General features: G+C 59.7%; 10 protein-coding genes and 1 riboswitch. Of the genes, 9 read left to right on the top strand and 1 reads right to left on the bottom strand.

Going from position 1 to position 11,887, the window contains the following annotated elements; genetic code table 11:
* Positions 1–20 precede the first annotated feature (20 nt).
* On the bottom strand, positions 21–722 hold the full coding sequence (locus FJU08_RS04225; protein ID WP_141147733.1) for a GntR family transcriptional regulator: 702 nt from the start codon (positions 720–722) through the stop codon (positions 21–23).
* Between the two features lie 154 nt (positions 723–876).
* Between FJU08_RS04225 and uxuA the strand changes: the two genes are divergently transcribed.
* From uxuA to ribD, 9 genes are all read left to right on the top strand, one after another.
* The gene (gene uxuA / locus FJU08_RS04220; RefSeq protein WP_141147732.1) at positions 877–2,073 is read left to right on the top strand and encodes a mannonate dehydratase; all 1,197 of its coding nucleotides are present in this window, start codon (positions 877–879) and stop codon (positions 2,071–2,073) included.
* Between the two features lie 465 nt (positions 2,074–2,538).
* Complete coding sequence (locus tag FJU08_RS04215; RefSeq protein WP_141148127.1) at positions 2,539–3,891, top strand: extracellular solute-binding protein; 1,353 nt, start codon at positions 2,539–2,541, stop codon at positions 3,889–3,891.
* 66 nt (positions 3,892–3,957) lie between these two features.
* Positions 3,958–5,271 carry a carbohydrate ABC transporter permease gene (locus FJU08_RS04210; protein WP_141147731.1) on the top strand — a complete coding sequence of 438 codons (1,314 nt, stop codon included), beginning with the start codon at positions 3,958–3,960 and terminating at the stop codon, positions 5,269–5,271.
* Positions 5,272–5,282: 11 nt separating this feature from the next.
* Positions 5,283–6,107 carry a carbohydrate ABC transporter permease gene (locus tag FJU08_RS04205; protein WP_141147730.1) on the top strand — a complete coding sequence of 275 codons (825 nt, stop codon included), beginning with the start codon at positions 5,283–5,285 and terminating at the stop codon, positions 6,105–6,107.
* Positions 6,107–7,165: an ABC transporter ATP-binding protein gene (locus tag FJU08_RS04200; protein ID WP_141147729.1), complete on the top strand. Its 1,059-nt coding sequence runs from the start codon at positions 6,107–6,109 to the stop codon at positions 7,163–7,165. The genes FJU08_RS04205 and FJU08_RS04200 overlap by 1 nt, the downstream gene beginning before the upstream one ends.
* Entirely contained in the window at positions 7,166–8,623 is a 1,458-nt protein-coding gene (locus FJU08_RS04195; RefSeq protein WP_141147728.1) for a glycerophosphodiester phosphodiesterase family protein, read from the top strand. It abuts the gene before it with no gap.
* Positions 8,620–9,642: a LacI family DNA-binding transcriptional regulator gene (locus tag FJU08_RS04190; RefSeq protein ID WP_210245183.1), complete on the top strand. Its 1,023-nt coding sequence runs from the start codon at positions 8,620–8,622 to the stop codon at positions 9,640–9,642. Before FJU08_RS04195 ends, FJU08_RS04190 begins: the two co-directional genes overlap by 4 nt.
* Before the next feature lie 29 nt (positions 9,643–9,671).
* The gene (locus tag FJU08_RS04185) at positions 9,672–10,478 is read left to right on the top strand and encodes an inositol monophosphatase family protein (RefSeq protein ID WP_141147727.1); all 807 of its coding nucleotides are present in this window, start codon (positions 9,672–9,674) and stop codon (positions 10,476–10,478) included.
* 106 nt (positions 10,479–10,584) lie between these two features.
* Positions 10,585–10,730, top strand: a riboswitch (FMN riboswitch).
* 115 nt (positions 10,731–10,845) lie between these two features.
* Positions 10,846–11,886 (top strand): bifunctional diaminohydroxyphosphoribosylaminopyrimidine deaminase/5-amino-6-(5-phosphoribosylamino)uracil reductase RibD, encoded by a 1,041-nt coding sequence (ribD, locus tag FJU08_RS04180; protein ID WP_235890574.1) that lies wholly within the window; start codon positions 10,846–10,848, stop codon positions 11,884–11,886.
* The last annotated feature ends 1 nt before the right edge of the window (position 11,887 follow it).

Genomic DNA, 11,887 nt, shown 5'->3' with positions numbered 1-11,887 from the left:
ATGATAACGCATGAAGAGGATCAGTCCCTCTGGTCCTCGAAAAATTCCGGCTTGTCGCCGAAAATGGCCGGCAGATCGCTGAGGATCTCCCGCAAATGGCCGCGGATCGCGGTTTCCGCAGATGTCTGGTCAGACGCCTCGATGGCATCGACCACAGCTTCATGCTGGGCGGTGAGCTTGAGCATGGGAAAGCGCAAGAGCGACAGGTAGCGCACCCGGTCCATCTGCACCTTCAGCCCCTCAAGCAGCTCCCAGGCGCGCTTCTTGCCTGCGGCTTCTGCCAATGTGCGGTGAAACAGCTCATCCAGCTTGATGAAAGCGTTGGCATCATCGCGCGCAGCTTCCTTCTGCCGCACCAGTTGGGCGCGCAGTTCGGCAATCACGGCAGGGTCATGCTTGCGGGCGAGAAGCCGGACGATATCGGCCTCGATTGCCTCACGCACGAAGCGGGCATCCATCACAGCTGCCTGCGAGATGCGGCGGACGAAGGAACCGCGCTGCGGGCGGATCTCCAGCAGGCCTTCCTCCGAAAGCTTGATGAATGCCTCACGCACCGGCTGGCGGCTGACGGAAAAGCGGGCCGCAATCTCCGATTCGGAGAGCCGCGTGCCCGGCGGCAGCTCATTTCTGAGAATGAGGTCGCGCAAAATGACATGCAGCTGAGCAGCAACGGGGCCGCTGGGCTCAATCGATGCCGGAAAGGGCAAAATAGTCTCTGTCATTGCATCTTCCTCCCGATAATCATGTTGCACCATACTTCCATACTAGTCAACAGTGGCTGAGAGTGGTAGGAAACAGACGTGGCGGTGGCCGCTCTGTCGCATGTGCTGCGGGCGGGCTGTCAGGCATAATGAAAAACGAAGCAGGGAGAGTAGAATGAGGCAGACCTGGCGTTGGTTTGGCCCGGTTGACCGGGTTTCGGTCGATGACATGTTGCAGGCGGGTGTCGAAGGTGTGGTGACAGCGCTGCATCATGTGCCGACAGGCGCGGTCTGGACGCCGGCGGAAATCGCCAAACGTCAGGATGAGCTGGGGAAAATGCGCGATGGTGCTGCTTCTGGTCTGAAATGGGAGGTTGTCGAAAGCCTGCCGGTTTCGGAAGACATCAAGAAGCAGAAGGGCGACTGGCGTGCGCATATCGAAAATTACAAGATCTCGATGGCCAATCTCGCAAGCGCCGGTATTGAAGTCATCTGCTATAATTTCATGCCGGTTCTCGACTGGACCCGGACGGATCTAGCCTATCGCCTGTCTTCGGGCGCCACCTGTATGCGCTTCGACTATGCCGATTTTGCTGCTTTCGATATCCATATTCTCAAACGCGCTGGTGCAGCGGAGGATTTTCCCGACGATATTCAGGCACTTGCCGCCGAACGGTTCGCCGCCATGAGTGATGCGCGGAAGGCCGAGTTGGCAAAAAATGTCGTTTTCGGCCTGCCGGGCTCGGCTGAAAGCTTTTCGCTGGATGATGTGCGTCTGCACCTCGGTGAATATGCGAAGATGTCGCCGGATGGTCTTCGGGCAAATTTCATCGCCTTCCTTGAGGAAATCGTGCCGGTGGCCGAGGAGCTTGGCATCCGGCTTTGCTGCCATCCCGATGATCCGCCGTTCGGCCTGTTGGGCCTGCCGCGGGTGATGTCCACGGAAGCCGACTACAAGGCTTTGATGGAGGCTGTCGATATTCCGGCCAATGGCATCACGCTCTGCTCCGGTTCGCTTGGCGCCAGGCCCGATAATGATCTGCCCGGCATGATGGAGCGGCTTGGCGACCGGGTCCATTTCCTGCATCTGCGCAATGTGAAGCGCGAGACCGGCAATATTCGTGGTTCCTTCTATGAATCGGAACATCTTGGCGGCGATACCGACATGGTGGCGCTGGTGGCGGCCGCCCTTGCCGAGGAAAAGAAGCGCAAGGCAGCCGGGCGCTCCGACTGGAATATTCCCTTCCGCCCCGATCATGGTCTTGATATTCTCGATGATCAGGCGCGCCAGGCCCAGCCCGGCTATCCCGCCATCGGCCGGCTCAAGGGGTTGGCCGAACTGCGCGGCATTGTTGTGGCACTCAGTCGCTGAGCCGGGTTTTCCTTTGCTGCAGTGTGGAAACGGGCGGCGTGCTGCGCCGCCCGTCAGGCTGCTGACAAAGCCATTCAGATTGCCTGTTTGGGGTGGAATAGCCTCACCCTCCGTCGTCATCCCCGTGCTCGTCACGGGGATCCAGGCTCTTCAGGGCATTGGATTATAAGAACCTTTCGCCGCGCGGACGCGCACCGGCTGGATGCCTGTGGACCAAGCACAGGCATGACATCAGTAAAAGGGGGCGAGGCTTGTCAACAATCTGACGGGCGGTGCGCTGCGCTGCCCGTTTTGCCATTTCACTGCAACATTTGCGGGTGAGGCGGAATAGTCTCCCGCCTGTCGGAAAAGTTTCAAAAAGCTGAAATCTTTCTGTCGCGTGCCGGGTTCATAAGAGCATTGCAAACGCGTGCAATAGTCGTTGCACGCGCGTGCAAAACCGGACACCAAATGGGCAGGACCGTTATGACCATCACGAATTTCACCAAGCGATTTGCCATTGCCGCAACACTTCTCGCCGGCACCGCGCTTTCCGCTGCAGCCGAAGATCACACCATCACCGTATGGGCCGGTGGCACCGGCGACAGCGCCAACTACCGCGTCGACAACATTGAGGCGGCGGCGAAAATCCTCGAGCAGGAAGCCGCGATCCGTGGCGACGACATGACAATCACCGTCGAAAAGCAGGTCTGGTCGGGCTGGGACGATTTCCGCCAGGCTGTGACGCTGGCCGGTGAAGCAGGCAATGGCCCCAACATCATCGTCGCCGGTCATGATGACATTGCCCCCTGGGCACAGGCTGGCCTGCTGCGCCCGATCGAGGACTATGTTTATCTCGACAGCTGGCCGCTCAGCCAGATCTACGCCAACCTCTGGGATGTCGCGACCGTCAACGGCCAGGTCTGGGCCGTGCCGCAGGATGCAGAAGCCCGCGTCATGTTCTGGAATATTGCGGGGCTGAAGGCGATCGGCTGGAGCGATGATGACATCGCCGCCTTGCCGGAAAAGGTCAAGTCGGGTGAGGTCACCATGTATGATCTCGTCGATGCCGTGAAGAAGATGCAGGATGCAGGTGTTGTCGATGCTGGCAATGGCTTTGCGCCGCGTCCCTCCAACGGTCTCGATCAATGGCAGTTCTACCAGTCCTTCGGCGGCGAGATCGCCGATGAGGCAACCGGCAAGCTGGTGCTTGATACCGCCGCCATGACCAAGACCTTCCAGTTCATCACTGATGCGGTGAAGGATGGCGTCATGCCGTCGACCTATCTTGGCCTGCCCTGGGATACCTGGCATGCTTCTGTTGCCGCCGGCAAATATGGTGCCTGGATGGGCGGTTCCTGGCACTATGCACAGTGGACCCAGACCAATGGCATGACCGATTTCTTCGACAAGGTTCAGGCAACCCTGATCCCGGCCGGTGACAAGGACGGCCGCGCCAATTCGATCACCCATCCGCTGGTTTACATGCTGTCGTCGCTCGGCAGCGAGGATGATGCCGAGATTTCGGCCCAGCTGATTGAAATCGCCTCGAACCCGGAACTCAACGCCCTCCACGCCGTCAAGTCCGGCCATCTGGCTATTGGTGAGGATGAGGTCAAGGTTCCGTTTTACGCCAATGACCGCTGGCTCGCTGAGGCGTCCGCCTTCCTGCCGGATGTGAATTCGGTGCCGAACAACGTCAATGTCGGTCTCTACCAGAACGACTATTTCGCTGATCTACAGTCCGTGTGGACCGGTTCTTTGACGCCGGAACAGGCTGTCGATGAGCTGAAGACCAAGGTTCAGGCCGATTTCGGCGATGGCATCACCATCCGCTGATCGCTGATATTTTCGGGCCGGCGCGTCGACGCCGGTCCGTTCCTTCTTGAATTCTGGCAGGGCGCGATGCGATACCGAACAAGCCTGATGGGACTGGCGTTTCTGGCGCCTACACTCATCCTTCTGGCGGCTTTTTTCATTCTTCCGGTGATTTTCACCGGCTTTTTCTCCTTCACCAATATGTCGACCTCGACCGGGATCGGCCGTGGCGACTATGTGCTGACGCCAAACCTGATCCGGGATCTTAAGGGCGAGGGCGTTGATCCTGCGGCGCTTCAGGCCGTGGCATCCGAAAGCATAGTGGTGGATGCCGGCAGTGTTGCCGCTGCCAAGGCGGCCGGCATCGATGCGGCCTTTGCCGATGAAATCGGTGCCAGCCTTGCCGGCAGGAACTTTACCAGCACGCGTGATTTTCAAAATGCCCTGCGCCAGCTGAAATCCGCACCGCGGTCTCCGCGCGCGCTGAAGGAGGCGCAAAAGGCCTTCACCAGGACGGCGGTCAATGTTCGCTATGCCTCTGCCGCCGATCTGTCGGGCACGCTTGCAGCGGTCGCGCCCGATGTCGAGCCGCAGACCCGCGATCTGATCGTTAAGCGTGCCTATACCGGTTCGGTGATGACGACGGATAACTTTCGCAAGCTTGCCACCCAGCCGGAAACCTGGCGTCTGGTACTCAACACCGTGCTCTATGTCGGGCTGACGCTCGCCTTCTTCAATGTCACGCTTGGTCTGGTTCTCGCGCTTTTGATGTTCTACCTGCCGAAAAGGGTGACCGGCATTTTCAGTGCGCTCTGGCTTTTGCCGCGTATCACGCCGGTGGTGCTTTATGCGGTGCTGTGGAAGTGGTTTACCTGGGATAGCGGCTTTCTGCCGACGCTGGCCACCATCATCGGCCTGCCAAGCTTCAACTACATGACCGGCTCGATCGGCACAGCCTGGGTGATCCTGATCTGCTCAAACGGCTTTATTGGCGCCTCTTTCGGGCTGATCCTTTTCTCTGGTGCCTTGCGTGCCATTCCCGTCCAGCAGCTATGGGCCTCGGAAGTGGATGGCGCCAGCCGCATGCAGCAGATCCGCCGCATCATCCTGCCGCAGCTCAAGTGGCCGATCCTGTTCGTCACCTCCTATCAGACCCTGTCGCTGCTCTCATCTTATGATCTCATCTGGCTGACGACCAATGGCGGGCCGGGCAAATCGACCATGGTCTGGGCGCTGGAGACCTTCCAGACCGCCTTGTTCAACTATTCGGGCAATCTGCAATATGGTCTCGGTGCAGCCATGGCGCTGGTCATGGTGGTGATCGGCCTTGGTCTGTCAGTCATCTATCTCAGACTGTTCAAGTTCAACGAACTGGTCGCAAGACCAAAGATCGAGTTCTGAGGGAGGCTGCCATGACACGTAATTTTTCCATGCTGCCGGTTATCCTGATCCTTGCGCTGCTCTCCTCGCCAATCATCATCATGTACGCCTATCTGGTGATCGATACCTTTTCGAACACGCCGGCCGGTGCGCTTTTTCCCAATGAATTCACCTTATCGCACTGGCGCTTTCTGATCGATCCGTCGATTGCCGGCAATATCTGGGTGGCGACCCGTAATTCCTTCATTTTCGGCGCTTCCATGGTGCTGATCGTGCTGACGATCTCATCGACCGGCGGCTATGCGCTGTCGCGGCTCAACCTGCCGTTCCGCTCCTTCTTTCTCGGTGGTCTTTTGGTGCTGCATGCCTTTCCGGCGGTCACGCTTTTGATCGGCATCTTTCTGGTGCTGAATTTCACCGGTCTCTACAACACCATGACCGGCGTCATCCTGGTCAAGGGTGCGCTGATGCTGCCCTTCGGCGTCTGGATCATGAAGGGCTTTTACGATGCCGTGCCGTGGGAAATCGAAATGGCTGGCGTTCAGGATGGAGCCAGCCGCTTCACCGTTTGGCGGCGGCTGGTGCTGCCGCAGGTCAAGCCCGGCTTTGTCGCCCTCGGTGTCTTCGCCTTTCTCGATGGCTGGGGTGAGTTTCTGCTGCCGCGGGTGCTGGCGCCGGGCTCAGATTTCGAGGTGCTCTCGGTACTGCTCTCCAAGCTCTCCTCGTCCGAATCCATCGGCTTCGACTTCTCGCTGTTTCAGTCGGTCGGCCTTTTCTACACCCTGCCGGTGCTCGTCCTTTTCGTTCTGTTCCAGAACCGGCTCATGAATATCTTCAATGGAGGCACGAAGGGCTGATGCGTCTCGTACTCGATAATTTTACCAAGACCTTCGACGACGTCAAAGTCATCGAGAACATGAATCTGACCGTGGAGGACGGCGAGATGCTGGCGCTTCTCGGGCCATCCGGCTGCGGCAAATCGACAACGCTTTTTGCCATCTGCGGTATTCACCGGGTCAATGGCGGCCGCATTCTGTTTGGCGAAAAGGATGTCTCGAACCTTCCCTCGCAAAAACGCAATGTCGGGGTCGTGTTTCAGAATTATGCGCTTTATCCGCATATGACTGTGTTTGAAAACATCGCCTTTCCGCTTGAGGTGCAGAAGAAGGACAGGGGCGAGATCGACCGCGCCGTGCGCGCGATTGCCGAGCTGATCCATATCGAGGAACTGCTCCAGCGCCGCCCGGCGCAATTGTCTGGCGGTCAGCAGCAGCGCGTAGCGCTGGCCCGTGCCATCGTCCGCCGTCCCGACGTGTTGCTGCTTGACGAACCGCTGGCCAATCTTGACGCCAAGCTCCGCCTTGAAATGCGCTCGGAAATCCGCCGGATTCAGCTTGAAACCGGCATTACAGCCATTCTCGTCACCCATGATCAGGTTGAAGCCATGAGCATGTGCGACCGGGTGGCGATCATGAACAAGGGCGAAATCCTGCAGATCGCCAAGCCGACCGAAATGTATCGCGAGCCCGAAAGCCGCTTTGTTGCCGGCTTTCTCGGCAATCCGCCGATTGTCTTTCTCGATGGCCGTGCGGCGGAAAATGGCGGTTTCGAAATGGATGCCGGTGTGAACCTGCCGCTGCCTGAAAGATTGCGCGGGATTGAGGCCGGCAAGCGCCTGGCACTTGGCATCAGGCCGGAATTTTTCGGCAATGACGGGCATGCCCCACTTGACGGTGCGGTTCGCTTTATCGAACCGCAGGGCCGCGAAATGCTGTTTGATGTCGAAGTGGCACCGGGCGTGATGCTGCGCTCGATCCAGCCGGTACGCACCGATATTGCGATGGGGGATCAGGTCAGCTGGAAGGTGAATACCGATCATGTTCTGGTCTTCGATGATCAGGGAGCGCGCCTCTAGATGACCGCTGTCACCCCTTGCCATGTCTGGCCGGCCCGGCGATTTGCCGGCCGCCCTTCCGTCATCGCCCATCGCGGCGCTTCGGCCCATGCAACAGAGAATACGCTTGAAGCCTATGCGACGGCGGCGGATCTTGGTGCGGATATGTGGGAAATCGATGTGCACCTGACCGCCGATGGCGTGCCGGTCATCTCCCATGATGCGTCTGCCGAAGCCGTGTTCGGGATCGCCCATGTGATTGCGGAGACGGATTTTCGGACCTTGCGGCACGATGTGCCGGGCGTTCCGACATTGCGGGAAGTGGTTGATCTGGCGCGGGCGCGCGATCAGGCGCTCTATGTCGAGATCAAGGGGCCGGGTTCGGGCGTTGTGGCGATCGCAGCGCTTGAGGAATGGGGTTTTGAAGCTGCTGTCTTCGGCAGTTTCAATCACGATGAGGTTCGTGCCATGGCGGCGGTCGGAAGCCGCTATCAGATCTCGGTGCTGGTGCGCAAGGGCGAAGACCCTTTTGAGGCCCAACGCGATACCGGCGCCGGGATCATTCATCTGTGCTGGGAAAAGGCTGGCGACCGTCCGCAGGATCTGGTGACACCGGAACTGATCGCAAGAGCCGCTGGCGAAGGGATCGGCATCGTGCTCTGGCATGAGGAAAGGCCGGCGGTGCTTGAAGATCTCGTTACCCTGCCGGTGCTTGGCATCTGCTCCAACCAGCCCGAACTGATTGGCGGCTTCTCGGCCCTGCCATCGCGAAGGACGGTGGTTGTCTGCCATCGCGGGGTCAATCATCTGGCGCCGGAGAATACGAAGGCCGCCGCTGTTCTCGCCTATGATCTAGGCGCTGACATACTGGAGCTTGATGTCCGCGAGACCGCCGATGGCGCCATTGTCGTCATGCATGACAAAACGCTGGACCGGACCACGGATGCGACTGGTTTTGTGGTTGAAACCGCGCTTTCAGCACTCGAAGGGGTTGACGCGGGGCGCTGGTTCTCGCCCTTCTATGCCGGTGAGAGTATTCTAACCCTGCAGGCGGCAATTTCGCTCTGCAAGGCGCGGGGGCGGCAGATGTATATCGAGAACAAGGCGGTCCGGCCGGAAAAGCTTGTCGCGCTTGTCAGGCAGATGGACTTTCTCGATCAGTGTTTCTTCTGGTCTGCCGATATGGCGCTGATGGACGGCATGCGTGCGGTCTCGCCGGGTGTGCGGCTGAAATCCAATATTGCCCATCATGGTTCGATCGATGCGATGATTGACCGGCTGCAGCCGGTGATCGCAGAGATCCAGCTGGAAGACTGGGAGGACGAGGCCCCTCTGTGCCGGGCGCGCGGTATCACGCCGATGCTGCATTATTTCGGCGATGATCCGGTTGTTTTCGAGCGGATCGCCAAGCTCGCCCCGGAGATGATCAATCTCAACCGTGCCGACATGCTGCTCGATTGTCTGAAAAGGCTTTCATGATGGGCGAAGACAGCCAGCAGCGTTTTCGCCAGCCAACGGCGGATGATGTCGCCCGCCTTGCCGGTGTGTCGCGCTCCGCCGTTTCGCGCAGCTTTACACCGGGGGCAAGTGTTGCGCCGGCAACGCGGGAAAAGGTGCGCGAGGCGGCGGAAAAGCTCGGCTACCGCGTCAATTTCCTTGCGCGCAGCCTGTCGACGCAGCGCACCAATCTCGTTGCCATGGTTGTTTCGGATCTGGAGCATTCGCTGCGTTCGATCCTGGTTGACAAGCTGGCGCGTGGACTGGTGGCACGGGATTTCCGCCCCTTTTTGCTGCCCTGGAGTGCTGGCGACAATATCAGCCAACTGATCGATATGATGCTTCACTACAACGTCTCCGGTGCAATCGTGACCTCCGACACGCCGCCGCGCGCGATTGCCGAGGAATGTATCCGCCATGGCGTGCCGCTGGTTCTGGTGGAAAAGGCGCCGGTTGGTGGCAATATCGCCAGTGTCCGCCATGATCACACCGAGGCGGGCAGGCTCGCCGCCGACGAGCTTTACCGTTCCGGCTGCCGGAGGCTGGCCTATGCGGGGCAGCGGCGTCTTTCCTATTCGATCGGAAAGCGTCGCGATGCATTCGCGCTACGTGCAGCAGAGCTTGGCATCACGCTTACCGATCCGTTTTTCGGCGAGCGGCAGAACCATGAGGGTGGTGAAGAGGCGGCGCGGGCCTTCCTTGCCGCCATGCCCTCCGTCGATGGCATCTATTGTGCCAATGATTTCTTTGCGCTCGGCTTTCTCGACGGGTTGAAGCGTGAAGGCGGTCTTCGCCTGCCGGACGATCTTGCATTGGTTGCCTGCGACGATATTCCCGAGGCTGCATGGGCAAGCTATAACCTGACCACGGTGCGCCAAGACCCTGCCGCAGTCGCCAGTGAGGCCCTCACGTCACTCGGTCGTGCTATGGCTGAGGAGGAAACGGGCGAGACCATATTACCTGTCACACTGATCCGGCGGGCAACGACGCGCGCCCTGTAATTTCTGCAAGCCAAGAGACAATCATCCGCATGAATGACATTTCAGATTCGCAGGCGGCGCGCATCGCCGTCGCCAAGTCCATCATCGTCAAGGCAGGAGCAACCGCGCTTGGCTATTTCGAGCGGTTTCACACGCTCAGCGTCGAGCACAAGACCTCAGGTCAGGATACGGTGAGCGAAGCTGACCGCAATGTCGAAACCGAAATTCGCACGGCACTTTCGGCCGCTTTTCCCGAAGACGGGCTCTGGGGCGAGGAGCATGGCCGCCGCGATGGCGCATCAGCCTATACTTGGGTCATAGATCCGATCGATGGCACGGCGGCCTTTCTGCATGGTATGCCAAGCTGGACCGTGGTCATTGCGCTGTTGAAGGGTGGTGAAACAGTTGCAGGGCTGATCTTTGCTCCGGCGGAAGACAAGCTGTTTTTCGCGGAAGCCGGCAAGGGCGCCTTTTGCAACGATCGTCCGATCCGCATTGACAATGCCACACCGCTTGATGGCGGGCTGGTGGTGATTGGTCCCGGTGCGCCGCATTTTGCCGCGCATGTCGGCGGTATTATCACCCGGCTGATGGCGGCAGGCGGCATGTATATGCGGTTCGGCTCGGCGGCACGGTCTCTCTCCATGGTTGCGTCCGGTAATCTGCTCGGCTTTTATGAGCCCGCGCTCAGTTCGTGGGATTGCCTCGCAGGCCTGTTGCTTGTGCGTGAGGCGGGTGGGGAAACGGAAGGTTTTTCAAAGGAAAACGACTGGAGTAATCGTCAGCCTGTACTGGCGGTGACCCCGGCTGCCGCATCAGAACTGAAAGCGGTGATCGGTCCGCGCGGGGCAGTCTGAACTGACGTTGAAACACAGTGTTCAATCTTCGGTTACGGCTGCGATGTCGCGCTATCTTGCGCTGGCGATGATTTGTGCCTATCTTCCCGCTACCGGTAATGACCGGTGATGTTCTCAGGGCGGGGTGAAATTCCCCACCGGCGGTGTTTGCCTTCTGGCATCAGCCCGCGAGCGCCTGCCATCTCGGCAGGGTCAGCAGATCCGGTGTGAATCCGGAGCCGACGGTTAAAGTCCGGATGGAAGAGAACGACAGGACGGGATAGCTGCGCCTTGTTGAAATAGGGCGCGGGGGCTGCTTCTTTGAGAAACAGGAGCGGTCAAAACGTCTGTTGATGCCCTGATTGCGTCTTTTGCAAAGGACGAGTTGATGATGGGCAGTGATAAAGCTTTTCGCCAGGAATCCGGCAGTCTGCCGCAGCAGGTGCTGCTTGACGCTTTTCGTCAGGCGCTTGACCTTGCGTCCGCCTATGCTGGCGCAACCGCGCCCAACCCGCCGGTCGGCTGCGTTTTGCTGGATAGCGCCGGGCGGGTTCTGGCAAGGGGCGCCCATGAACGGGCCGGAACCGGCCATGCCGAGGCGAGAGCGCTGGCTGCGGCGCGTGCCAATGGCACATTGTCCGCGGTTCACACCGTCGTCGTCACGCTTGAGCCCTGCAATCATGTCGGGCGCACACCGGCCTGCAGCATGGCTATTCTTGCGTCCCCCGCGCGTCATGTGCTGGTGGGGGCCGCCGATCCCAATCCGCATGTTGCAGGCGGCGGCATGGCCCGGCTTCGCGCCGGAGGGCTGGATGTCCGCCAGATCGCCAGCCTTGGCGGTGCTGCGGCAGAGGCTCTGGCAAACGAGGCGGCGCGTCTGATCGCCCCCTTTGCCAAGCACAGCGTGACCGGGCGTCCCTTTGTCACCGTCAAGCAGGCATTGATGACTGATGGCAGCATGATCCCGCCTGAAGGGCAGAAGACCTTTACCAGCGCGGCGTCGCTGGATCTTGCCCATCGGCTGCGCCGGCGGGCCGATGCAATTCTCACCGGTTCAGGCACTGTGCTTGCCGATGATCCGGCGTTTACGGTGCGCCGTGTTGCCGATTTTCCTGAAAAGATGCGGTTTCTGACCATTCTCGACCGCCGAGGCCGCGTTTCGCAGGCCTATCTGGCGGCTGCCCGCGATCGCGGTTTCCAGCTTTTGCCGGCGGCAACGCTTGACGAGGCGCTTTTCAGGCTTGGCGCTGCCGGTGTTCTGGAAGTGCTGGTGGAAGCCGGACCGGCATTGACGGCGGCTGTGCTTTCGGCGGGTCTGTGGGATGAGCATGTGGTGATCACCCGGAGCGCAGGGACTGGCGCCGATGACGTGCGCATTCAGCGGCGGACCATGAATGAATTTTCGGCTGTGACCGAAAGTGCGGCCTGAT

It is taken from the genome of Martelella alba (assembly GCF_006516955.1).
Taxonomy (GTDB): domain Bacteria; phylum Pseudomonadota; class Alphaproteobacteria; order Rhizobiales; family Rhizobiaceae; genus Martelella; species Martelella alba.
This window is presented reverse-complemented; position numbering and strand designations above follow the sequence as displayed.

Bases quoted from the DNA above. Each gene is read 5' to 3' on its own strand.
- FJU08_RS04200 (WP_141147729.1), top strand. From the start codon at position 6,107: ATGCGTCTCGTACTCGATAATTTTACCAAGACCTTCGACGACGTCAAA.
- FJU08_RS04205 (WP_141147730.1), top strand. From the start codon at position 5,283: ATGACACGTAATTTTTCCATGCTGCCGGTTATCCTGATCCTTGCGCTG.
- FJU08_RS04225 (WP_141147733.1), bottom strand. From the start codon at position 722: ATGACAGAGACTATTTTGCCCTTTCCGGCATCGATTGAGCCCAGCGGC.
- FJU08_RS04215 (WP_141148127.1), top strand. From the start codon at position 2,539: ATGACCATCACGAATTTCACCAAGCGATTTGCCATTGCCGCAACACTT.
- FJU08_RS04190 (WP_210245183.1), top strand. From the start codon at position 8,620: ATGATGGGCGAAGACAGCCAGCAGCGTTTTCGCCAGCCAACGGCGGAT.
- FJU08_RS04185 (WP_141147727.1), top strand. From the start codon at position 9,672: ATGAATGACATTTCAGATTCGCAGGCGGCGCGCATCGCCGTCGCCAAG.
- ribD (WP_235890574.1), top strand. From the start codon at position 10,846: ATGATGGGCAGTGATAAAGCTTTTCGCCAGGAATCCGGCAGTCTGCCG.
- FJU08_RS04210 (WP_141147731.1), top strand. From the start codon at position 3,958: ATGCGATACCGAACAAGCCTGATGGGACTGGCGTTTCTGGCGCCTACA.
- FJU08_RS04195 (WP_141147728.1), top strand. From the start codon at position 7,166: ATGACCGCTGTCACCCCTTGCCATGTCTGGCCGGCCCGGCGATTTGCC.
- uxuA (WP_141147732.1), top strand. From the start codon at position 877: ATGAGGCAGACCTGGCGTTGGTTTGGCCCGGTTGACCGGGTTTCGGTC.